The following is a 21,254-nucleotide window of genomic DNA, read 5'->3' as shown; positions in this document are numbered from 1 at the left end:
TATCAACCGAGAGTGGAATATGGATCAGATAGCCGCCATGCGCACCTTCATCAAGGTGGTGGAGTGCCAGAGCTTCACCAAGGCCGCCCATCAGCTCGGGATCTCGGTCGCCATGACCTCCAAGCTGATGCAGCAGCTCGAGGAGTCCCTCTCCACCCGACTGCTGTCGCGCACCACCCGCCAGGTCAACCCCACCGAGGCGGGCCAGTTCTACTACCAGCGCTCCCTGGCCCTGCTGGCGGAGCTGGAAGAGACCCACAGCCAGCTCACCCACAACAACCAGCAGCCCCAGGGCACCCTCAAGCTCTCGGTGCCCATGGATTTCGGCTACCTGCACCTCTCCCCCGCCCTGCCCCTGTTTCGCGAGCGCTACCCGGACTTGAAGCTCGAGATTGAGTACAGCGACCGGCGGGTGGCCCTGGTGGAGGAGGGGTTCGATCTGGCGCTGCGCATCGGCAACCTGCCGGACTCCTCCCTGGTGGCCAAGCCGCTCGCCATGATGAAGATGGTGGTGTGCGCCAGCCCCGACTACCTGGCCCGCCGGGGCAGGCCGAAGACCCCGGAGGATCTCAAGCAGCACGACTGCCTCATCTACACCCTGACCCAGCCAGACTGGGTCTTCAAACGGGATGGGGAGGAGCACAGCATCCGCCCCCAGGGGCCCCTTCGCGCCAACAACGGGGTGGCCCTGACCCGGGCCGCCTGCGACCACCAGGGCATCATCTTGCAGCCCACCTTCATCGTGGGGGATGCGCTGCGCTCGGGGGCGCTGGTCCCCTTGTTGCTGGAGTGGGAGAAGGGGCAGGTGGGGCTCTATGCCCTCTATCCGCACCGCCGTTTCGTGTCGGCCAAGGTGCGCTGCTTCATCGAGTTCGTGCAGGAGCGCTACCTGGCGCCCCACTACTGGGACAGGGAGACCTGAGCCCGGGCTCAGGGGGTGGGCATCAGCTCGGCCACCAGCAGGTGATCCTGCTGGCTCATCTGCCAGCGTGGCAGACGCTGGCGCAAGGCGGCGAGCTCGGCCTCCCCCAGCGCATAGGGCAGGGTGACGTGCAGGCAGTGGCAATCCAGCATGGCCGCCAACTGCATCATCAGGGCGAGGTTCGCCTCGTCGCTCTTGTGCTTGTTGATGCGCTTGCCGAGCTCGTGGCGAAAGTGGGTCTCGGGATCCTGGGTCATCGCCTGCCAGCCGTAGCCAAAGAGCGGGATGAAGGCGCTGACGATGCCAAGGGCGGTGAGGGGCCGTTTGGGCGGGTGATAGAGGGCGTTGAGATCCAGCAGGATGGGGCTTTGATGGGGCTCACGACTGCCGGATAAAATAGTATTGCTCATTGGATTACCCTGTTGATTCCTCTAGACTTCGCCGCATATTTGACCTGACATGCCAACGAGGTGCTGATGCTAAGCGATATCGAGATCTCCCGCCAGTCCCCCCGCCTGCCCATCGCCGAGGTGGCAGCACAGCTCGGCATAGCGGCCGCCCATCTCCACCCCCACGGCCATTACAAGGGCAAACTCGACCTCGCGCTGCTCCATCACGCCCCCGCCCGCGAGCCCGGCAAGCTGGTGCTGGTGAGCGCCATCACGCCCACCCCCCTTGGGGAGGGCAAGACGGTCACCACGATCGGCCTCTCCATGGGGCTCAACCACATCGGCCAGCCTAGCATCGCCACCATTCGCCAACCGAGCCTCGGCCCCGTCTTCGGGGTCAAGGGGGGCGCCGCCGGGGGCGGCATGGCCCAGGTGGTGCCGATGGAGGAGATGAACCTCCATCTCACCGGGGATTTTCACGCCCTCACCGCCGCCCACAACCTGGCCTCTGCCGCCCTCGATGCCCGCCTGTTCCATGAACGCAAACTCGGTGACCAGTTCAGCGCCAGAACCGGTCTGGCGCGGCTCGATATCGACCCGGCCAACATCCTCTGGCCCCGCACCCTGGACATGAACGACCGGGCGCTTCGCCACCTCACCCTCGGCCAGGGCGGCGCTGCCGATGGTGTCGAGCGCCCCGATCGCTTCGTCATCACCGCCGCCTCCGAGCTGATGGCCATTCTGGCCCTGGCCAGGGATCTCAAGGACTTGCGCGCGCGTATCGGCCGCATCCAGCTCGCCCTCGACCAGCGCGGCAAGCCCATCACCGCCGAGCAGCTGGAAGTGGCGGGGGCCATGACGGTGCTGCTCAAAGAGGCCCTCAAGCCCACCCTGATGCAGACCACGGAGCAGACCCCTGTGCTGGTCCACGCCGGCCCCTTTGCCAACATCGCCCACGGCAACTCCTCCGTCATCGCCGATCGCATGGCGCTGGGTCTTGCCGACTATGTGGTGACCGAGGCGGGTTTTGGCTCCGACATGGGGCTGGAGAAGTTCTTCAACATCAAGTATCGCCAGTCCGGCCTTCCCCCCGCCTGCGTGGTGCTGGTGGCCACGGTGCGCGGCCTCAAGGCCAACAGCGGCCTGCTCGACATCCGGCCGGGCCAGCCGCTGCCGGCCAGCCTGCAAGGGGAAGATCTGCCCACCCTGACAGCGGGGTGCGCCAACCTCGCCTGGCATATTCACAACGCCCGCCGTTACGGGGTGCCCGTGGTGGTCGCCATCAACCGCTTCCCCACCGACAGCGACGCCGAGCTGGCCCTGCTGGAGGCGGCGGCGCGCCAGGCCGGTGCCTGTGGCGTCGCCCTCTCCCGGGCCTTCACTGACGGTGGCGCGGGTGCGGCGGATCTGGCTCACGCCGTGGTGGCGGCCTGCAAGCAGCCCAGTGAGGTCAGGCTGCTCTACCCCGATGAGATGAGCCTTGTCGCCAAGCTCGCCACCCTGGTGGAGTGCGGCTATGGCGGCCGGGGCGTCACCCTCTCGGACAAGGCACGCCAGCAACTGGCCAGACTCTCGGCAGAGGGTCAGGATCACCTGCCCGTCTGCATGGCCAAGACGCCGCTCTCCCTGAGCCATGACCCGGCCAGGAAGGGCGTGCCGACGGACTTCGAGGTCCCCATCGAGGAGGTGAAACTCTGCGCGGGGGCAGGCTTCGTCTATGCCCTGGCGGGCCCCATCATGACCATGCCGGGCCTGGGCAGCCTGCCGGCCTATCGCCATATCGACATCGACGATGACGGCGACATCGTCGGCCTGAGCTGACGCGCAGGCTGGCAGCCTGCCGTCCCTGAACACCATATGGACATCGACGATGACGGCGACATCGTCGGCCTGAGCTGACGTACAGGCTGGCAGTCTGCCGTCCCTGAACACCATATCGACATCGACGATGACGGGGAGATTGTCGGCCTGAGCTGACGGCGCCCAGGTCCAGCCAGAAACGACAAGGCCCCGCCGATTGGCGGGGCCTTCTGCGCTGTGCCGGGTGGCAGCAAGACTCAGAGGGTGAAGCGCTGGGTCATATGGTGCAGGGTATTGGCCAGCTTGCTCAGCTCGACACAGGCCTGGGCGGTCTGCTGCGCCCCCTGGGCATTCTCGTCGGCGGCGGTGTGGATCTTGACGATGCTGCGATTGAGCTCCTCGGTGACCGCGTTCTGCTGCTCGGTGGCGGTGGCGATCAGGGTGTTCATGTCGGTTATCTGGGTGACGGCGCCATTGATGCTGTCGATGCTGCTCCCCGCTTCCCGCGCCAGCTCCACGCTCTCCTGCATCTGCTGACGGCTCAGCTGCATGGCGCTGCCCGCCTCGGCGGTGCGCTCCTGAAGCACTTCGATCATCTTGCTGATCTCGGCGGTGGACGCCTGGGTGCGCTGGGCCAGACTGCGCACCTCGTCCGCCACCACCGCAAAGCCACGGCCCTGCTCGCCAGCCCGGGCCGCTTCGATGGCCGCGTTGAGGGCCAGCAGGTTGGTCTGCTCGGCGATGCCGCGAATCACGTCCAGCACCATGCTGATGCTGGCGCTGTCGGTCTCCAGTTGCTGCACCACGCTCCCGGCCTGCTCTATCTGGCGGGAGACCTGCTCTATGCTGCCGATGGCGCTGCGCACCACCTGGTTGCCCTGGGTGGAGGTGCGGGAAGCCTGCTTGGCCGCCCCCATGGCGTCCGTGGTGTTGCGAGCCACCTCATTGACGGTGGACTGCATCTCGTTCATGGCGGTGGCGACCTGAGAGACCTCTCCCTGCTGGCTTGCCATGCCTTTGGCGGACTGCTCGGAGATGGCGCTCACCTCCTCTACCGCGCTGCTGAGCTGGCTCACCGAGCCGGAGATTTCACTCACCAGCTCTGCCAGTGCCCCCTGCATCCGGTCGATGGCCGACCCCAGCTGACCCAGCTCGTCGCGGTTGAAGCGGTTGCCGCGGACCCACTCCTGCAGCTCGCCCCGACCGAGATCGCCGCTCGCGATGCGCTGGGCCTGACGGGCCAGCATGATCAGCGGATCGCGGATCTGGCGGGTCAGTACCACGGAGAGCACCACCACAAGGATCAAACCGATCACCAGCGCGATGGTGACACTCAGATTGGCGGATTGATAAGAGTCGACAATATCGCTGCGGGATTCAGACGCATAACCATGGTTAATCTGGATAAGGGAGGCCACTGACTTGCTCAGCGCGGTATAAAGGGGAACCCCCTCCTCAAGGAAGATCTGTTGGGCTTCGGCAAGCTGATCGCTGTCTTGCAGTTGTTGGACTCGCTGGTGCAGGGCGACGTAACGATCCCAGTCAGATTTCACCGCATCGAAGGTACGGCGCTCCGCCACATCCTCAGGCCAGATCGTCTTGTCATGGGCAATCAGCTGCTGCGCGATCGAGTTAAGCTGTTGACTGGCAATATTCCGATATTCAGCCCTTTTCAGCGGCTCGGCGGCCACAACGAAATAACCCAGCTCATAACGACGCAACTCACCGAGAGAATCCCCGATCGCGCTGGTGCGATTGACCGCTGGCAAGATGCTGTCGGTAAACCGGATGGCAACATCATTCATGTTGCCAAACTGGACAAGGGAAAAACCGCCGATAAAGGCAACCATCAAACCGAGCACGGCAAAGCCGGCGGTGAGTTTTTTGCCTATGGTCATGGAACTGGTATTCATGGGATATCCTGGTGGTCGTTAAATTCGTAGCACTCGTCCGGTTCACGCCCTCCTAGCATGAACTATCTGGCCACCTGTTCAGTGGCCCACCATCCAACCTTGATGAATATCTCTGAATTCCATGAGCGGCAGCGAGAGCCGTGAGGGGGCGCTAGAGTAACCGGATTGTGACGGTTCGGAAAGAGTCTGCCCGGTTACTTTTTGTAAGGTGAAAACGAGGGGTTTTTCGTGTTCGATTAAATATACCGCTCAGATGAATAAATCGGAAAAATGCATAACGTTTGCATAAGGCAAGCCGCGCGGGTCAAGCCGTTGCAGGCCGCCACTCTCATCCGGGACCAATGAAAAACGCCAGCAATGGCTGCTGGCGTCTCGTTTATTCAGCAAGGCGGTTACAAAACAACCGCCATCTTATCCGCGCAGGCCGCCCAGAAATTCGGCCCGGGTATCGGGCTGGGTCTTGAACACCCCGCCCAGGGAGGTAGTGGTGGTGTAGGAGGTGGAGTCCATCACGCCACGGGCCTTCACGCAGAAGTGGGTCGCCTTGATGCTGATGGCCACGTCCCTGGTGCCAAGCAGGGTCTGCAACGCCAGCAGGATCTGCTGGGTCAGCCGCTCCTGTACCTGGGGACGACGGGCGAAGAACTGCACGATGCGGTTGATCTTCGACAGGCCAATCACCTTGCCGCGGGGAATGTAGGCTACGTGGGCAAAGCCGTCTATGGTGACGAAGTGGTGCTCGCAGGTGCTGGTGAGGCTGATGTCCCGCACCATGATCATCTCGTCCACCTTCATCTTGTTCTCGATCACCGTCACCTTGGGGAAGGTGGCATAGTCGAGGCCGGAGAAGATCTCGTTCACGTACATCTTGGCAATGCGGTGCGGGGTCTCGGCCAGACTGTCGTCGGCCAGATCCAGTCCCAGCGTCTCCATGATGGCGCGCATATGACCTTCGATTTTTTCCTTTTTCTGCTGGCCGCTCAATTCAGTGGCCACCAGAGGTGTCTCAAGGCCCTCGGCCTCGAGCGCCGCCCTGACCAACAGGGCTTCCTGGCTTAAGCTCGTCATCGTGTTTCTCTCCCACGCTCAGGGACTGTGCTGGCCTGCGGCATGGTGCCGCGGCGCAATCTTACAGGGCGATTATTGTCATAATTCTGTCTAACTCAAGCCCGGTGCCCGACTTTATGCCAAACCACCCCGTTTTGTCCGCACCGGCCTGCCCATTCGGGGGCAAGGCGCACGGCCGTGCCGCCTCTTCCCCACCTGCAATCCCGCGCAAGCCTCGCCCTGGTTACCCATCAGGAGGTAATTCAACGGGATAGCGCCCTATCATCCGATCACACCGGGGCATCTGCCCCCCATTACCGCACCTTCGGCCTGCCCATCGGAGCGGATTTTTGGGATAATCCGCCCCCTACACACCAGAGAGGTCATGATGATGGGATTCGATACCGGTGCACTCCTCCCCTTGGACAAGGCCCTGCAAGGGATGCTGGAACAACTCACCTGCTGCTGCGAGACGGAGCGGTTGCCCCTGCCCCAGGCGCTGGATCGGATCCTGGCCGAGGAGATAAGCTCTCCCCTCTTCGTCCCCCCCTTCGACAACGCCGCCATGGACGGCTATGCCGTGCGCCTGGCGGATCTCGCCGCCGGGGTGCCGCTCCCCGTGGCGGGCAAGGCCTTTGCGGGCCAGCCCTATGAGGGGGAGTGGCCCGCCGGCCACTGCATCCGCATCATGACCGGGGCCCCTGTGCCCCTGGGTGCGGACGCTGTGGTGATGCAGGAAGAAACGCAAGCCGGCGACAACGGGATCACTTTCCTGACCCGCCCCGTTGCTGGCCAGAACATCCGTCGCCGCGGCGAGGACCTGGCGCAGGGCGCCCGGGTGCTCGAAAGCGGCCTTCGCCTGAGCCCCAGAGAGCTGCCGCTGCTCGCCTCCCTTGGCATCGCGAACGTCACGGTGCGCCGTCCCCTCAGGGTCGCCATCTTCAGCACAGGGGACGAGCTCAAGCCTCTGGGCACCCCGCTCCAGCACGGAGACATTTACGACTCCAACCGCTACGGGGTCAAGGCGATGCTGAGCCGCATGGGCTGTGAGTGCCTGGACCTTGGCATCATCCCCGACGATCCGGCTGCCCTGCGCGCCGCCTTCTTGCAGGCCGACCGCGAGGCCGATGCCCTGATCACCACCGGGGGAGTCTCGGTGGGGGAAGCGGACTTCACCAAACAACTGCTCGAAGAGCTCGGGGAAATTGGCTTCTGGAAGCTCGCCATCAAGCCGGGCAAACCCTTCGCCTTTGGCCGGTTGCCAAACGCCTGGTTCTTCGGTCTGCCGGGCAACCCGGTCTCCGCCATGGTCACCTTCGATCAGCTGGTGCAACCGGCCCTGGCCAGACTGGCCGGTCAGCAGTTTGCACGCCCGCACCCCCTCCAGGCCTTGGCGACAGAGCCGCTCAAGAAGAGCCCGGGGCGCCTGGACTTCCAGCGCGGCATCCTGAGCGTGGGCCCCAATGGCCTCGAGGTACGCAGCACCGGCTCCCAGGACTCCGGGGTGTTCAGCTCCCTGTCCCGGGCCAACTGCTACATCGTGCTCGAACAGGAGCGCGGCAAGGTGGCCGCCGGTGAGACGGTCACCGTCGAGCCCTTCTCGGGGCTGCTGCTGTGAGCGAGATCCTGAGCGACGCCGAGCTCCTTCGCTACAACCGCCAGATCGTGCTCAAATCCTTCGACTTCGAGGGGCAGGAGGCGCTCAAGCAATCCCGCGTGCTGGTCATCGGCGCCGGGGGCCTGGGCTGCGCCGCCAGCCAGTATCTGGCGGTGGCCGGGGTCGGCCACCTCACCCTGGTGGATTTCGATCGGGTGGAGCTCTCCAATTTGCAGCGCCAGGTGCTGCACAGCGACGAGCGCATCGGCCAGCTCAAGGTGGAGTCCGCGGCGACGTCCCTGCGCGCCCTCACCCCCTGGCTCGAGGTGGAGACCCACGCCACCCTCGCCGACGAGGCGCTGCTCGATGCCCTGCTGCCAGGCCATCAGCTGGCGCTCGACTGCACCGACAACGTCGCCATCCGCAACCTCCTGAACCAGCGTGCCCGCCAGCACAAGGTGCCCCTGGTCAGCGGCGCCGCCATCCGGCTGGAGGGGCAGCTGTGCAGCTTCACCTGGCAGGACGATGAACCCTGCTACGCCTGTCTCAGCGCCCTCTTTGGCGATCAGGCCCTCACCTGTGTCGAGGCGGGGGTGCTGGCCCCCGTGGTGGGGCTGGTGGGCAGCCTGCAGGCGCTCGAAGCCATCAAGCTGCTGGCGGGCATGGGCAAAAGCTACAGTGGCCGCCTGCTGATGATCGACGGTCTGGGTGGCAGCTTTCGCGAGCTGAAACTGCCCAAGCGCCCCGACTGCCCGGTCTGCTCAAGGCCCTGAGCGGCACCCACAAAAAAGCCGAACCCCGGGGTTCGGCTTTTTTCATTGGGCTGTGGGTCGTCACAAAGGGCCTAGAAGATCCCCTTCGCCTTGACCTTCTTCATGCTCGCCACCTGGTTCGAGAGATCCTCGATGAGGGGCTCGGCCAGCTCGGACGAGCCAGCCCCGCGGGCGGGCTGACTGGCCAGGCGCTGGATCAGGCGGTGCTGCTCGCGAATGAGCCGGGACTGCTCCTCCAACTGGCGGGAAAGCAGCTGGATGCTGCCCGCAAGGGGGGCCAGATCCGCCTCTCCCCCCGCCGTCGGCAGCTTGCCCGCGATGGCCTCTGCCAGCAAATCGTGATCGAGCGGAGCCGGCAACCCTTGCTTCAGCTCGTCCCAGAGCCCGGTGGGCTGCTGCTCGCCGATGCGGCTTACAATCTCGTCCACCAGGCTGTCCGGAAGTGGCGCCGCCGCCTGCTGACCCAGACGCTGAACGATTTCATCCGCCAGCCCCCGGTTGTCTCCCTGCCCCAGCTGGGGAGCCAGCCTGGCCACGATTTCATCGATCAGGGTATCGGTCGCCACGGGCGCACTCCCTTCCCCCAGCTTGAAGCCGCAACTGGCGAAGACATGGCGCAGGGTCGAGAGGTTCACCTGCTCCGGGCCGAAGGCATTGGCCATCCCCTTGCACAGGCTCGGTGCCAGCACGTACAGGAACATGCCGCTGAGGTAGATGTCCTTGTGAAAACGGCTCTTGGAGAAGTCGAACTCCTCCACATCGTCCTGGATCTTGCGCGCCCGCTGATACCAGCTTTGCAAGATCCCGGCCGCATAGCGATCAGACTCCAGCGCACCCGGATCCATGAAGATGGAGAAGGTCATGCGCTTGAGTTGACTACTCATCGCCGACCTCGGCCATCACGGGCGCCTCACGGTACACCTCTTCCTCTTCCGTGGTGTAGAGGCAGATCTCCCGCGCCAGGGCGGACTGGGCATCGTCCAGCAGCTCCACCCGCTCCCCCAGGGTCGGATAGGCAGCCTTGATGGCATCGACGATCAGGGACGCGCCGCCACCGACCAGATAGATCCGGTTCGGGTTCTTGGCGAACTTTTTCGCCTCGTGGGCCACCTGGGATCCGAGCTCGTCGATCTTGTTCTGCATCTTCTCGAGGATCTTCGGGATCTGGCTCTCGTCGTTCACCACGTCCCGCACGAAGCTCATGTTGTGGCGGCGCTTGATGAATTCGTTGGCCACCAGATAGCTCGAATCGCTGTCTGCCGCCGCCAGCGCCTTGCGGGTCGCGTCGGTTACCATGGAGACGCCGATCTCGTTGTTGCCATACACATCGGAAACGTCGTCAAACTCGCCGACGATGATCCCCATGTCCAGGGTGGTGCCACCGCAGTCGATCACCAGCGTCTTGGTGAACTCGTTGCAGCCCGAGCCAATCAGGCGGGAGAGTGCCGCCGGCAGGCTTTCCGGCATCACCTCCACGCTGACGATGTTGAACAGCTCGCCCTTGTTGAGGCTGATGGCCCGCATCAGGTTGCGGCGCTTCTTCTCGATCTTCTCCTCGTTGCGCTGACAGTCATCCGGGTTGTAGAACTCGGTGATGGGCAGGGTCACGGTGATGGCCACATCGCAGGGGGTCACGCCGGTCTGCAGCAGGGCATGGTGCACGGAGAGCAGGTTGAGATCGTCGTACTGGTACTCCACGTGGGTGGTGGCCAGGGACTTGTCGGAGGTGGCGTCGTAGGTGTACTTGGTATTGCCTATCTCGTAGTTGTAGATCTTCTTGTCCTTGCGCAAGGCGGCACTCTTCCAATCCTTGCGAAAGGAGTTGGGGGAGATGATGGTCTTGAGCACCTTGTTCTCAATCCAGCTCACCTTGACGTTGGTTGAACCATCGTCGATGGCCATTTTCATTACTTCAGACATGAGGAAATACCTGTTCAATAGGGCAAGATGGGTCCGATTGCCTTGCCATCTGCCACTGGCAAGGCGATCGGACCAATACATACACGGGGGATCAAGGTCAAAAGGCGACAAGTCTAATGGGTTTCTAAAATCCGGTGAAGCAAATGATTGAACCCGGCAGGATCTTCCGCCGGCCAGGCGTGGTGACCATCCGGGGTGTGGATGGTGGCATTGGGCAGGGAGGCGAACTGCTCCACCCGCCGCGCCAGGGGCAGATAGTCGTGACTGGTGGAGATGATAGCCACCGGCTGCCAGAGGGTGCCGAGACGAGCCCGCACCGACCAGCCGGGCAGCGCCTCCAGCAGCGCCTTGTAGGTCTTCTTTTTGTTGCGCACGAAGCGCCCCCGGAAGGTGTGGCGCACCTGGGCGAGATCGGGGCCGGGAAAGAGCTCACGACCTAGCCACCACGCCAGCGGCCGCATGCCGAACCAGCGCAGCCACTTGAGGCGCATGGCATAGCGCTCCTGCTCCTTTGGCGTCTCCAGCAGAAATTCGCTGAAGCCGTTGACCAGCACCAGCCCCTGCACCTTGTGGGGCAGTTGCAGCGCCAGCTCCAGCGCCACCATGGCACCGAGCGACAACCCCACTACCCAGGCAGGCTCGGGCTGCTCGTCGAGCCAACGGACCACGTCCGCCGCCAGGGTGGGCACGTCAAAGGGCCCCTCCTGCATGCTCTGGCCGTGGCCGCGCAAGTCGATGGCCACCACCCGGTAGCGCTCGGAAAAACGCTCGATCTGCGCCTGCCAGTCGAGGCTGGAAGAGCCCAGCCCGTGCAGCAAGAGCAGCAAGGGCCCCTCCCCCGCACTGCGCAGGGCCAAGCCATGGGATTTCATTACCTGATTGCGACGCACCCGTCCCCCCTTTCTCGACGCCATGCCGGCCACTCAGGGCCAGCCAATCCGTACTCCGGTCCCCTGTCTACCCCTCTCCCACCAGGCTCACCGCCTTGATGTAGGCGTAGAGGCGCATGGCCGGCGTCAGGGCGAGCCGCTGCGCGGAGCGGCTGGTGATCCGGGCCAGCAGTATCTGCTGCCCCAGCGCCAACTGCAACAGGGTCTGCCCGGGTCGCACCTCCCGCACCTCCAGCAGCCGGGTCTCGAGGCAGTTGGAGAGGCTGGAGTGCGCGATGGGCTCGGTGGCGATCACCAGATCCCGCGCCGCCACCTTGATCTGCAAGGGGCCTGCTTCATCGGGGGCATGCTCCATGGTCACCATCAGGGTCTGCTCCCCGAGTCGCAGGGTCGCCATCTGCTCGTGCTCGTCGTAGTGGGCCAGGGTCGCCGAGAGCATGACCCCGACGTCGTCGCGACTGGCCAGCGACAGGTCGGTGCGGGAGAAGATCTCTTCGGGGGTGCCCTGGGCCTCCACCCGTCCCTCTGCCAGCAGCACCAGGCCATCGCAGAGCAGGCTCACCTCCTCCATGGCGTGGCTGACGAAGATCATGGGGATGCCGCTCTCCTGCTGCAAGCCCTTGAGCACGTGGGCCTGATGGATGCGGCTGCGCCTGTCCAGCGCAGAGAAGGGTTCATCCAGCAGCAGCAAGTCGGGCTCGGCCAGCAAGGCCCTGGCCAGTGCCACCCGCTGACGCTGACCGCCGGAGAGGCCGTGGGCCGGTTGCCCCAGCAGCTCGGCAAAGCCGAGGCGCGCAGCCAGATCCTCTGGCTGCCAGCGCCCCCTCCCCTTGCGAGCCGCCAGTTGCAGGTTGCCGAGCACGCTCAGGTGGGGGAAGAGACGAGCATCCTGAAACACCAGCCCGATGCGCCGCGCCTCGGGGGGCAGGGCTGCAAGCTCGCGCCCCTGCCAGCGCAGGGCATCGCCCGGGGCCCTGTCGAGCCCGGCGATGATGCGCAACAGGGTGCTCTTGCCACAGCCCGAAGGACCGAACAGGCCGAGGATGCGGCTGGGGGGCAGCGCCAGATCGCACGCCAGGGTGAAGGGGCCGAAATCACGTCTGGCCTTGAGGTAGAGGTTCATCCGAACAGCCTCCGTTGCCGACGTTGCAGCACGCCGTAGACCAGCACCAGCATCACCAGGGAGAAGCCCATCAGGCCGCCGGCCAGAATATGGGCATTCTGGTAATCCATCGCCTCCACGTGATCAAACAGGGCGATGGAGAGCACCTGGGTCTCCCCGGGAATGTTGCCGCCGATCATCAGCACCACCCCGAACTCCCCCAGGGTGTGGGCAAAGCCCAGCGCCGCCGCCATCACGAAGCTGGGCAGCGTCATCGGCAGGATGATGCGAAAGAAGCGCTCAAACGGGCCCATCCCCAGGGTGGCGGCAGCCTCCAGCTCCTTGTTGCCCATGTTGACGAAGGCGGAGGTGAGGGGCTGTACCACGAAGGGGAGCGAATAGATGACGGAGGCGATGAGCAGGCCGAGAAAGCTGAAGGCGAGCGGGGCCCCGAAGGTCTCCCGCCACCAGCCACCGAGGCCGTACTCCGGGGAGAAGGCCAGCAGCAGATAGAAGCCGAGCACGGTGGGCGGCAGCACCAGCGGCAGGGCCACCATGGCCTCCACCAGGGGGCGCAGCCGGTGCTGGCTGCGAGACAGCCACCAGGCGAGCGGCGGCGACAGCAGCAGCAGGATGGCAGTGGTGCTGGCCGCCAGTTTCAGGGTCAGCCAGACCGCCAGCAGATCCCCTTCACTCATAGGGTCCCCTCTCGGGTGTCGATAAAAAACAGGGCGCCGTCATGACGGACGCCGCCTTGGGACACATCAGGCACCGGATCTGGCCAGCACGGGGCTGGCCGGCAGACGCCGGGCGCTTACTGCGGCAGGGCGTAACCCGCCGCCTTGATCTGCGCCTGTCCCGGCCCCTTGAGCCAGGCGACCAGGGCATCCACCGCCGCCCCTTTCTTCAGCACCAGGGCCTGCTGCTCGATGGGGGGATAGAAGCTGGCCGGCACCGCCCAGGCTTCGCCGGTCTTGCCCGCCTCCACCAGATTGGCCCAGGCGACGAAGCCCAGCTTAGCATTGCCGGTGTCGACGAACTGCCAGGTCTGGCTGATGTTGGTGCCGGTCAGCACCCGATACTGCTTGGGATCGATCTTGAGATGAGCCAGGGTCGCCATGGCGGCGGCGCCATAGGGCGCTGTCTTGGGGTTGGCGATGGCCAGCTCCCCCTGCCAGTGGCGCAAGGTGGCCTCGTCAGGGGCAGGTCCCCCCTTCTGCCAGAGGCCGAGCTGACCGATGGCATAGGTGAAGCGTTCGCTCCCCTTGCCTTCCGACTCCAGCTTTTGAGGGGTCGCCACGTCGGCCGAGAGGAAGAGATCGAAGGGCGCACCGTGGGTGATCTGGGTATAGAGCACGCCGGTGGCCGCCGAACTGATGACGACGCTGTGGCCGGTTTTGGCGGTGAACTCCTTGCCGATGCGCTCTATGGTGCCCTTGAAGTTGGCCGCCACCGCCACCTTGACCTCGTCAGCCAGCACAGCGCCGCTGTACATGGCGCCGGCGCCCAGCACCAACAGGGATACCCATCTCTTCATTCCATTGCTCCTTATGTTCCGGCACGGCCGGATCGATTGACGCGAGCCCGAGGCTCACTCCCCTTGTTGCCAGCGGGCCAGGGCGGCGTCATCGCTCGCCCTGGCCTCGACCCAGCGTTGCACCCCGTCGGCGGTCAGCTCTTTTTTCCAGAACGGCGCCCGGGTCTTCAAGAAATCCATGATGAAGTGGCAGGCCTCGAAAGCCGCCTCGCGGTGGGCGCTGCTCACCACCACCAGCACGATCTGATCCCCGAGCAGCAGCTCGCCGATGCGGTGAATGAGGGTGCACTCCTGCAGGGGCCAGCGGCTGCGGGCCTCGGCCACTATGTTCGTCAGCGCCTTCTCGGTCATGCCGGGGTAGTGTTCGAGGGCCAGCCCCTTCACATGCTCCCCCTGATTGAAGTCGCGCACCTTGCCGACAAAGCTGACAATCGCGCCTGTGTCCTGCCGGGCAGCAAGGCGGGCATATTCGTCGGCCAGCGAGAAGTCATCCCGCTGCACCAGAATGCGATCTGTCATGGTTGTCTCGCTCATCATCAGCCTCCGGTCACCGGCGGGAAGAAAGCGACCTCATCCCCGTCATGGAGGGGGGTATCCAGCGGCACCAGGGTCTGGTTGACCGCCACTAGGAGCTTGCCGGATTCGAGCGCCAGCGCCCACTTGTCACCTCGCTCGCTCAAGGCGGCGCGAAGGACATCGGCACTGACGTAGTCGCAAGGCAGGCTGAGCTCGTCGCAGCCGACCAGCTCACGCACCTGCGCAAAAAACAGAACCTTGATCATGCCTGCTCTCCTTTGGTCGCACCCAGCTGGAAATGACCGGATTTACCGCCCTTTTTCTCCACCAGACGCACCTGCTCGATCACCATGTCCTTTTGCACCGCCTTGCACATGTCGTAGATGGTCAGGGCCACCACCGAGGCGGCGGTGAGCGCCTCCATCTCCACCCCGGTCTTGCCCGAGAGCTTGCACAGGGTGCGGATATGGACCCGATTGTGCGCCGCCTGGGGTTCTATCTCTACCTCCACCCGGGTCAGAGCCAGGGGATGGCACAGGGGAATGAGGTCGGCGGTCTTCTTGGCCGCCATGATGCCGGCGATGCGCGCGGTGGCGAAGACGTCCCCCTTGTGGTGCTGACCGCTCAGGATCAACGCCAGGGTCTCGGGGGCCATGGTCACGAAAGCCTCGGCGCGGGCCTCGCGTTCGGTCACCAGCTTGTCGGTGACATCCACCATGTGGGCCTCGCCGCTCTGGTTGAGATGGGTCAGGTTCATCTATGCCCCTATCGAAAAATAAGATGGATGATCCGGGTTTACTCCCGGGATCACAGATGGGTCACGAAGTTGCACGGCCGGGTACGGGCGTCGAGCTGATCCCGGATAAGCAGTTCCCAACCCAGACGGCAGGCGCCGGTGGAGCCGGGCAGGCAGCAGATCAGGGTGCGATTGGCGAGCCCTGCCAGGGCACGGCTCTGCATGGCGGAGCCTTTTATCTTGGCAAACGAGAGCTGGCGGAACATCTCGCCAAAACCCTGCACCGTGCGCTCGAACAGCACGCCGACCGCCTCGGGCACCCGGTTCTGCTCGTTGAAGCCGGTGCCGCCATTGATGAGCACCACCTGGACTCCCTCGTCGGCAATCCAGTCGCTCACCTGGGCGCGGATGCGAAACAGGTTGTCGGGGCAGAGCGCCCGGTCGGCCAGCACGTGGCCGGTCTGGGTCAGGGCCTCGACCAGATAGTCCCCCGAGCTGTCATCGGCAGCGGTGCGACTGTCGGAAACCGTCAGGACGGCGATCTTGAGAGGGATGAATTCGCTGTGTTTGGGTGCCATTGGGGCCATTCCTGTCAATCATTGACCACGAGAGGATGAGGTGAACGCGCCGCACCGTGGTGCCAGCCATGAAAGGAGCCGGTGGGCGCCGCGTTGCCGGGAAGGGATTCTATCAAAAGATGTCTGGCTGGGGGGCGTCATTGCCCATTAATCTCGAAGGCCGCCGGATCCCGGGGATCCGGCGGCCTTCCCATCAGAAGCCTGGCACCCCTTTCATGTCAGGCAGTTGGTGCGCAATCCCCTTGTGGCAGTCGATGCAGGTGTTGGCCCCGCTTGCCAGGTTGGTGGAGTGCATCTGGGCGGCCCGACGCCCTTGCAGGGAGAAGTCCATGTACTCGAAGTTGTGGCAGTTGCGGCACTCGCGCGAATCCGTCTCCTTCATCCGCTGCCACTCCCGCTCGGCCATCTCCCGCCGGTGGGATTCAAACTTCTCGCGGGTATCCACCTTGCCGGTGATCATGCCCCACAGCTCCTTGGAGGCCTGCACCTTGCGGATGATCTTGTAGGTCCACTCGTGGGGTACGTGGCAATCCGGGCAGCTGGCCCGCACGCCGGAGCGGTTGGCGTAGTGGATGGTGTCGCGGTACTCCACGAACACGTTGTCCTTCATCTCGTGGCAACCGGTGCAGAAGGCCTCGGTGTTGGACGCTTCCATGGCGGTGTTGAACCCGCCCCAGAAGATGACGCCACCGAAGAAGCCCATCAGCAGGATGACCCAGAGGGCCGCCTTCGACGGTGACTTGAAGGTGGTCCACAGACGCTTCACAAAGCCGGGTAATTTCATCTATGGGTTCCTCAGTTCAGCGCTTCAACCGGTTTGAAGGTATTGTTCACCAGCGGCTTGGCATCCGCTTGCGGCACGTGGCACTGCAGACAGAAGTAGCGACGCGGCGAGACTTCGCCCAGGGTCATGCCGTCGCGGGTCTCGAAGTGGGTGGGGCTTATCTTGGGGGCCTTCATGGCACTGGCGTTCTTGAAGCTGTGACAGGCCAGGCACTTGTTGACCTTGTTGTCCACTTCATAGTTGCGGGTGTCGTGGGGGATCAGCGGGGGCTGGTGCATGTACTGGCGATCGTAGAGGTCGCCATCCTTGCGAAAGTTCTTCATGGGGGCCGCGTCGGCATCCGTCACCAGATCCGTGCTTCCCCGCTCCGACTTGATGCCCCCCGTGCTGTTGGTGATCTCAGGGACGGCCGCCATCAAGGAACCCGCCATCAGGCAGGCCAGCATTGCTCCAATCAGCTTCTTCATTATGTGTTCTCCGACGTTTTCTCTGCCTTGACGGCAAAACCTACAGTGATTTCAAAAACTTGCTCCGCGCAGACATCGATGCAACGGCCGCAGTTGGTACACTCCTGAGCCGCAATCAAGGGCCCGTGACCACGCCTGGCACCATGAACGGGGCCGCGCAGGATGGGGCGCTCCGGGCAGACCGCATAACAATCCATGCAGTTGCTGCACCGCTCGCGCCCCGAGGCTGCAATCTTGATGAACCCGACCCGGTTGACCAGGGCGTAGAAGGCCCCCACCGGACAGAGGTGGCCGCACCAGCCCCGCTCCACCACAAAAAGGTCGAACAGGAACAGCACCGCCAGCAGGCCCCAGCCCGCCCCCATGCCAAACAGCAGGCCCCGCAGGGTGAGCGACACCGGATTGACCAGCTCCCACACCAGCACGCCTGTGATGGCCGGCGCCACCAGCACCATGGCCAGCAGCCAGTAGCGGGTAGCGCGGTTGAACTGACCATTGCCCTTGAGCCCGAGCCGCCCCCTGAGCCAGGCGGCGGCATCGGTGACCAGGTTGACCGGACAGACCCAGGAGCAGAACACCCGCCCCCCGACCAGCCAGTAACCCGCGAGCACCAGCCCGGCCCCGAGCCACAGGGTGGAGATGGGCCACTGGCCCGCCGCCACCGACTGCAACAGGGTCAGGGGATCCGTGAGGGGCACCGTCTCCAGCAGCAGGGAGCTGGAGAGGTTGCCCTTGAGGATCCAGATGCCCGCGAGCGGCCCCAGCAGGAACAGCCCCAGCACCCCGAACTGGCAGAGCCGGCGCAGCAGCAGGAAGCGGTGGGCACGCCACCACCCCAGCCTGGCCGTGGCCTCGGCTCCCGGATACCGACTCATAGACCCTCCGGTTTGCGGGTCGGCAGGGTCAGTCGTTCACCGATGAGGGACTTGCCCGCCTTCTCCTTCTCTTCCCACCCGAGCCGGTAGTGGTGACCCAGCTCCCCCTTGGCAAGCTGGCGAGGTACCACCTTGATGGCCGCCTCCTCCAGCACGCAGGCGTGCTCGCACTTGCCGCAGCCGGTGCAGAGATCGCTGTGCACCGTGGGCAGGAACATGGCGTGCTTGCCGGTGCGCGGGTTGTGTTGCAGATCCAGGGTAATGGCCTTGTCGATGAGGGGACAGACCCGGTAGCAGACGTCGCAGCGCAGCCCCAGGTAGTTGAGGCAAGTCTCGTGATCGATGAGCACCGCCACTCCCATCCGCGCCTGATCGATGTCGGTCATGGCCCTATCCAGCGCCCCGCTCGGGCAGGCCACCACGCAGGGGATGTCGTCACACATCTCGCACGGGACGGCGCGCGCCTTGAAGTAGGGGGTGCCGGTGGTCACGGGTTCAAACAGCCGGGCGAGCTTGAGGGTGTCGTAGGGGCATGCCTCGACGCAGAGCCCGCAGCGCACGCAGGCGCCGAGGAACTCGGCCTCGTCGAGGGCGGCCGGCGGGCGCAGCGCCTGGGCAGGCAAAGCCTGCACCTGCTGGCGCGCCACTCCGCCGAGCCCCACACCAAGCAGGCCCACACCACAGGCCCCCTTGGCCATGTCGGCCAGAAACTGGCGCCGACTACGACTCATCTCGCGCTCCCCCGCCTCAGGCCTTCATGACCTTGACGGCGCACTTCTTGTAATCCGTCTCCTTGGAGAGCGGATCGGTAGCGTCCAGGGTCAGCTTGTTGACCAGCTGGCTCGCGTCGAAGAAGGGCATGAACACCAGTCCCTTGGGCGGACGGTTGCGGCCCCGGGTCTCGACCCGGGTCTTCACCTCGCCCCGGCGGGAGGAGACGATCACCTCTTCCCCACGGCGCACACCGCGAGCCTTGGCATCTTCCGGGTGCATGAACAGCACCGCATCCGGGAAGGCGCGATAGAGCTCGGGGACCCGGCGGGTCATGGTGCCGGTATGCCAGTGCTCCAGCACGCGACCGGTGGAGAGCCACATGTCGTACTCTTTGTCCGGTGCCTCGGCAGCCGGCTCATAGGGCAACGCGAAGATGACCGCCTTGCCGTCGGGCTTGCCGTAGAAACGCACCCCCTCCCCCGCTTTCACATAAGGGTCGAACCCTTCGCGATAGCGCCACAGGGTCTCCTTGCCGTCCACCACAGGCCAGCGCAGGCCACGGGCTTCGTGATACTGATCGAACGGCGCCAGGTCGTGGCCATGGCCGCGACCGAAGGAGGCGTACTCCTCGAACAGCCCCTTCTGGACGTAGAAACCAAAGTGCTCGGCCTCGTCGTTCAGGGCCCCCTTGCTCTGCTCTTTCGGGAACTGGTTCACCTGGCCGTTGGCATAGAGCACGTCGAACAGGGTCTTGCCCTTCACTTCCGGCATCTTGGCGATGAGTTCGGCCGGCCACACCTCTTCCACGGTGAAGCGCTTGGAGAACTCCATCAGCTGCCACAGGTCGGATTTGGCCCCTTCCGGTGCCTTCACCTGCTGGTGCCAGAACTGGGTGCGACGTTCGGCGTTGCCGTAGGCCCCCTCTTTCTCCACCCACATGGCGGTGGGCAGGATGAGGTCAGCCGCCTGGGCGGTCACGGTCGGATAAGGGTCGGAGACCACGATGAAGTTGGCCGGGTTGCGATAACCGGGCAGCGCCTCTTCATTCATGTTCGGGCCGGCCTGCATGTTGTTGTTGCACATCACCCAGTAGGCGTTGAGCTTGCCGTCTTTCAGCATGCGGTTTTGCAGCACCGCGTGGTAGCCCACCTGCTCCGGGATGGTGCCTTCCGGCAGCTTCCAGATCTTCTCGGCGATGGCGCGGTGTTTGGGATCCGTGACCACCATGTCCGCCGGCAGACGGTGGGCGAAGGTACCCACTTCACGGGCGGTACCACAGGCGGAGGGCTGGCCGGTCAGGGAGAAGGGGCCGGAGCCCGGCTGGGAGATCTTGCCGGTCAGCAGGTGGATGTTGTAGCAGAGGTTGTTGGCCCAGACGCCACGGGTGTGCTGGTTGAACCCCATGGTCCAGTAGGAGACCACCTTCTTGTCCGGATCCGCATAGATCTGGGCCAGCTTCTCGAGCTTGTCCTTGGGCACACCGGAGAGCTTGGAGACGGACTCCAGATCGTAATCCGCCACGAACTTGGCGAAATCGTCGAAGCTCATGGGGGTGGAGTCGCCGCTGTCCGGGTTCTTGGCCTTCTGTTGCAGCGGATTGGTGGGACGCAGGCCGTAGCCGATGTCGGTCACCCCTTTGCGGAACTGGGTGTGTTTGTTGACGAACTCCCAGTTCACCTTGTCGTTCTGGATGATGTAGTTGGCGATGTAGTTGAGGATCGCCAGATCGGTCTGGGGGGTGAACACCAGTCCGTTGTCCGCCAGCTCGAAGCTGCGGTGCTCGAAGGTGGAGAGCACGTGCACCTGCACATCCTGGTGGGACAGACGGCGATCGGAGATGCGCGACCAGAGGATGGGGTGCATCTCGGCCATGTTGGAGCCCCACAGCACGAAGGCGTCGGCCTGCTCGATGTCGTCGTAGCAGCCCATGGGTTCATCCATGCCGAAGGTACGCATGAAGCCCACGACCGCGGAAGCCATGCAGTGACGGGCATTGGGATCCAGGTTGTTGGAGCGCAGGCCCGCCTTCATCAGCTTGGCGGCGGCATAACCTTCCCAGACGGTCCACTGGCCGGAGCCGAACATGCCGACGGCGGTCGGGCCCTTCTCTTTCAGGGTCGCCTTGAACTTCTCGGCCATGATGTCGAAGGCCTGATCCCAGCTGATGGGGGCGAAGTTGCCGTTCTTGTCGAACTTGCCGTTCGTCATGCGCAGCATGGGCTGGGTCAGGCGATCCTCCCCGTACATGATCTTGGAGAGGAAGTAGCCCTTGATGCAGTTCAGGCCACGGTTGACCGGTGCATCGGGATCCCCCTGGGTCGCCACGACGCGGCCAGCCTGGGAGCCCACCAGCACGGAGCAGCCGGTCCCGCAGAAGCGGCACGGCGCCTTGTCCCAGGTGATGGCGGTCTTGTCGGTACTGGTGATCAGGTTCGCCGCCAGAGTGGGGGCACTGACACCGGCCACGGCAGCGGCTGCCGCCACCGCATTGGCCTTCATAAAGTCGCGTCGACTCAGCTTCATGACATATCCTCGCATTGCTTAATCACATCAATGACAGCCATTGTAACGAGCCGCGCTGGCTCAGCTCCATGGCGCTTTATTCCTTTGCTCTGGGCTTTTCGTTCATCGAACGCAGACAACAGACCCGGCATCCCGTGTATTAGCCGTGGCGGTCAGCGAACGACTCTTGCG

Annotated in this window: 22 protein-coding genes; 4 read left to right on the top strand and 18 right to left on the bottom strand. The window is 64.3% G+C overall.

Features of this window, described 5'->3' with window-relative positions; all coding sequences use genetic code 11:
- Positions 1 to 19: 19 nt before the first annotated feature.
- Complete coding sequence (locus tag C2U37_RS16300; RefSeq protein ID WP_039038856.1) at positions 20 to 922, top strand: LysR family transcriptional regulator; 903 nt, start codon at positions 20 to 22, stop codon at positions 920 to 922.
- Between the two features lie 8 nt (positions 923 to 930).
- Here the strand turns inward: C2U37_RS16300 and C2U37_RS16295 are convergent, their stop codons facing one another.
- Positions 931 to 1,332 (bottom strand): hypothetical protein, encoded by a 402-nt coding sequence (locus C2U37_RS16295; protein WP_010674174.1) that lies wholly within the window; start codon positions 1,330 to 1,332, stop codon positions 931 to 933.
- Positions 1,333 to 1,398: 66 nt separating this feature from the next.
- On the opposite strand from C2U37_RS16295, the gene C2U37_RS16290 reads away from it, so the two are divergent.
- A complete protein-coding gene (locus C2U37_RS16290) occupies positions 1,399 to 3,132 on the top strand; it encodes a formate--tetrahydrofolate ligase (RefSeq protein ID WP_104452711.1) in 1,734 nt (577 codons plus the stop codon).
- Positions 3,133 to 3,368: 236 nt separating this feature from the next.
- Here C2U37_RS16290 and C2U37_RS16285 read toward each other — a convergent pair whose 3' ends face one another.
- Positions 3,369 to 5,024, bottom strand: coding sequence for a methyl-accepting chemotaxis protein (locus C2U37_RS16285; RefSeq protein WP_104452710.1), 1,656 nt, complete (start codon positions 5,022 to 5,024; stop codon positions 3,369 to 3,371).
- A 411-nt stretch (positions 5,025 to 5,435) separates the two neighbouring features.
- Positions 5,436 to 6,092 (bottom strand): GTP cyclohydrolase I FolE, encoded by a 657-nt coding sequence (gene folE / locus C2U37_RS16280; RefSeq protein WP_104452709.1) that lies wholly within the window; start codon positions 6,090 to 6,092, stop codon positions 5,436 to 5,438.
- 370 nt (positions 6,093 to 6,462) lie between these two features.
- On the opposite strand from folE, the gene moeA reads away from it, so the two are divergent.
- On the top strand, positions 6,463 to 7,689 hold the full coding sequence (gene moeA / locus C2U37_RS16275; RefSeq protein ID WP_041215939.1) for a molybdopterin molybdotransferase MoeA: 1,227 nt from the start codon (positions 6,463 to 6,465) through the stop codon (positions 7,687 to 7,689).
- Positions 7,686 to 8,441 (top strand): molybdopterin-synthase adenylyltransferase MoeB, encoded by a 756-nt coding sequence (gene moeB, locus C2U37_RS16270; protein ID WP_104452708.1) that lies wholly within the window; start codon positions 7,686 to 7,688, stop codon positions 8,439 to 8,441. The genes moeA and moeB overlap by 4 nt, the downstream gene beginning before the upstream one ends.
- 71 nt (positions 8,442 to 8,512) lie before the next feature.
- Here the strand turns inward: moeB and C2U37_RS16265 are convergent, their stop codons facing one another.
- The 15 genes from C2U37_RS16265 to napA all read right to left on the bottom strand — a co-directional run bounded on the left by C2U37_RS16265 (position 8,513) and on the right by napA (position 21,083).
- A complete protein-coding gene (locus C2U37_RS16265; protein WP_233768407.1) occupies positions 8,513 to 9,325 on the bottom strand; it encodes a hypothetical protein in 813 nt (270 codons plus the stop codon).
- The gene (gene parM, locus C2U37_RS16260; protein ID WP_233768406.1) at positions 9,318 to 10,361 is read right to left on the bottom strand and encodes a plasmid segregation protein ParM domain-containing protein; all 1,044 of its coding nucleotides are present in this window, start codon (positions 10,359 to 10,361) and stop codon (positions 9,318 to 9,320) included. The genes C2U37_RS16265 and parM overlap by 8 nt, the downstream gene beginning before the upstream one ends.
- Positions 10,362 to 10,474: 113 nt before the next feature.
- Positions 10,475 to 11,251: an alpha/beta fold hydrolase gene (locus C2U37_RS16255; protein WP_041212743.1), complete on the bottom strand. Its 777-nt coding sequence runs from the start codon at positions 11,249 to 11,251 to the stop codon at positions 10,475 to 10,477.
- Between the two features lie 67 nt (positions 11,252 to 11,318).
- Entirely contained in the window at positions 11,319 to 12,374 is a 1,056-nt protein-coding gene (modC, locus tag C2U37_RS16250) for a molybdenum ABC transporter ATP-binding protein (protein WP_104452705.1), read from the bottom strand.
- Entirely contained in the window at positions 12,371 to 13,051 is a 681-nt protein-coding gene (gene modB, locus C2U37_RS16245; RefSeq protein ID WP_010674165.1) for a molybdate ABC transporter permease subunit, read from the bottom strand. Before modB ends, modC begins: the two co-directional genes overlap by 4 nt.
- 116 nt (positions 13,052 to 13,167) lie before the next feature.
- Complete coding sequence (gene modA, locus C2U37_RS16240; protein ID WP_042017460.1) at positions 13,168 to 13,890, bottom strand: molybdate ABC transporter substrate-binding protein; 723 nt, start codon at positions 13,888 to 13,890, stop codon at positions 13,168 to 13,170.
- A gap of 54 nt (positions 13,891 to 13,944) precedes the next feature.
- Positions 13,945 to 14,424: a molybdopterin synthase catalytic subunit MoaE gene (gene moaE / locus C2U37_RS16235; RefSeq protein WP_104452704.1), complete on the bottom strand. Its 480-nt coding sequence runs from the start codon at positions 14,422 to 14,424 to the stop codon at positions 13,945 to 13,947.
- 2 nt (positions 14,425 to 14,426) lie between these two features.
- Entirely contained in the window at positions 14,427 to 14,672 is a 246-nt protein-coding gene (gene moaD / locus C2U37_RS16230; protein ID WP_041215509.1) for a molybdopterin synthase sulfur carrier subunit, read from the bottom strand.
- A complete protein-coding gene (gene moaC, locus C2U37_RS16225; protein WP_104452703.1) occupies positions 14,669 to 15,163 on the bottom strand; it encodes a cyclic pyranopterin monophosphate synthase MoaC in 495 nt (164 codons plus the stop codon). Before moaC ends, moaD begins: the two co-directional genes overlap by 4 nt.
- 50 nt (positions 15,164 to 15,213) lie before the next feature.
- Positions 15,214 to 15,720 carry a molybdenum cofactor biosynthesis protein B gene (gene moaB, locus C2U37_RS16220; protein WP_104452702.1) on the bottom strand — a complete coding sequence of 169 codons (507 nt, stop codon included), beginning with the start codon at positions 15,718 to 15,720 and terminating at the stop codon, positions 15,214 to 15,216.
- Between the two features lie 193 nt (positions 15,721 to 15,913).
- Positions 15,914 to 16,504, bottom strand: coding sequence for a cytochrome c3 family protein (locus C2U37_RS16215; RefSeq protein ID WP_010674159.1), 591 nt, complete (start codon positions 16,502 to 16,504; stop codon positions 15,914 to 15,916).
- Between the two features lie 11 nt (positions 16,505 to 16,515).
- Positions 16,516 to 16,971, bottom strand: coding sequence for a nitrate reductase cytochrome c-type subunit (locus C2U37_RS16210; RefSeq protein ID WP_029314277.1), 456 nt, complete (start codon positions 16,969 to 16,971; stop codon positions 16,516 to 16,518).
- Positions 16,971 to 17,846 (bottom strand): quinol dehydrogenase ferredoxin subunit NapH, encoded by an 876-nt coding sequence (gene napH, locus C2U37_RS16205; RefSeq protein ID WP_104452701.1) that lies wholly within the window; start codon positions 17,844 to 17,846, stop codon positions 16,971 to 16,973. The genes C2U37_RS16210 and napH overlap by 1 nt, the downstream gene beginning before the upstream one ends.
- Positions 17,843 to 18,577 carry a ferredoxin-type protein NapG gene (gene napG / locus C2U37_RS16200; protein ID WP_104452700.1) on the bottom strand — a complete coding sequence of 245 codons (735 nt, stop codon included), beginning with the start codon at positions 18,575 to 18,577 and terminating at the stop codon, positions 17,843 to 17,845. Before napG ends, napH begins: the two co-directional genes overlap by 4 nt.
- Positions 18,578 to 18,593: 16 nt before the next feature.
- Positions 18,594 to 21,083, bottom strand: a complete 2,490-nt coding sequence (gene napA, locus C2U37_RS16195; protein WP_041212735.1) for a nitrate reductase catalytic subunit NapA — start codon at positions 21,081 to 21,083, stop codon at positions 18,594 to 18,596.
- Positions 21,084 to 21,254: the final 171 nt, after the last annotated feature.

It is taken from the genome of Aeromonas sp. ASNIH1 (assembly GCF_002934285.1).
GTDB classification, from domain to species: Bacteria; Pseudomonadota; Gammaproteobacteria; order Enterobacterales; family Aeromonadaceae; genus Aeromonas; species Aeromonas caviae.
Note: the sequence above shows the minus strand (reverse complement) of the source record. Positions and strands in the feature narration are given on the sequence as shown.

Coding starts and splice junctions, on each gene's coding strand:
- C2U37_RS16300 (WP_039038856.1), top strand. CDS start 20: ATGGATCAGATAGCCGCCATGCGCACCTTCATCAAGGTGGTGGAGTGC.
- C2U37_RS16215 (WP_010674159.1), bottom strand. CDS start 16,504: ATGAAATTACCCGGCTTTGTGAAGCGTCTGTGGACCACCTTCAAGTCA.
- modB (WP_010674165.1), bottom strand. CDS start 13,051: ATGAGTGAAGGGGATCTGCTGGCGGTCTGGCTGACCCTGAAACTGGCG.
- moaB (WP_104452702.1), bottom strand. CDS start 15,720: ATGGCACCCAAACACAGCGAATTCATCCCTCTCAAGATCGCCGTCCTG.
- napA (WP_041212735.1), bottom strand. CDS start 21,083: ATGAAGCTGAGTCGACGCGACTTTATGAAGGCCAATGCGGTGGCGGCA.
- moeA (WP_041215939.1), top strand. CDS start 6,463: ATGGGATTCGATACCGGTGCACTCCTCCCCTTGGACAAGGCCCTGCAA.
- C2U37_RS16290 (WP_104452711.1), top strand. CDS start 1,399: ATGCTAAGCGATATCGAGATCTCCCGCCAGTCCCCCCGCCTGCCCATC.
- modA (WP_042017460.1), bottom strand. CDS start 13,890: ATGAAGAGATGGGTATCCCTGTTGGTGCTGGGCGCCGGCGCCATGTAC.
- C2U37_RS16285 (WP_104452710.1), bottom strand. CDS start 5,024: ATGAATACCAGTTCCATGACCATAGGCAAAAAACTCACCGCCGGCTTT.
- moaC (WP_104452703.1), bottom strand. CDS start 15,163: ATGAACCTGACCCATCTCAACCAGAGCGGCGAGGCCCACATGGTGGAT.
- parM (WP_233768406.1), bottom strand. CDS start 10,361: ATGTCTGAAGTAATGAAAATGGCCATCGACGATGGTTCAACCAACGTC.
- modC (WP_104452705.1), bottom strand. CDS start 12,374: ATGAACCTCTACCTCAAGGCCAGACGTGATTTCGGCCCCTTCACCCTG.
- moaE (WP_104452704.1), bottom strand. CDS start 14,424: ATGAGCGAGACAACCATGACAGATCGCATTCTGGTGCAGCGGGATGAC.
- napG (WP_104452700.1), bottom strand. CDS start 18,577: ATGAGTCGTAGTCGGCGCCAGTTTCTGGCCGACATGGCCAAGGGGGCC.
- C2U37_RS16265 (WP_233768407.1), bottom strand. CDS start 9,325: ATGAGTAGTCAACTCAAGCGCATGACCTTCTCCATCTTCATGGATCCG.
- napH (WP_104452701.1), bottom strand. CDS start 17,846: ATGAGTCGGTATCCGGGAGCCGAGGCCACGGCCAGGCTGGGGTGGTGG.
- C2U37_RS16210 (WP_029314277.1), bottom strand. CDS start 16,971: ATGAAGAAGCTGATTGGAGCAATGCTGGCCTGCCTGATGGCGGGTTCC.
- moaD (WP_041215509.1), bottom strand. CDS start 14,672: ATGATCAAGGTTCTGTTTTTTGCGCAGGTGCGTGAGCTGGTCGGCTGC.
- folE (WP_104452709.1), bottom strand. CDS start 6,092: ATGACGAGCTTAAGCCAGGAAGCCCTGTTGGTCAGGGCGGCGCTCGAG.
- C2U37_RS16295 (WP_010674174.1), bottom strand. CDS start 1,332: ATGAGCAATACTATTTTATCCGGCAGTCGTGAGCCCCATCAAAGCCCC.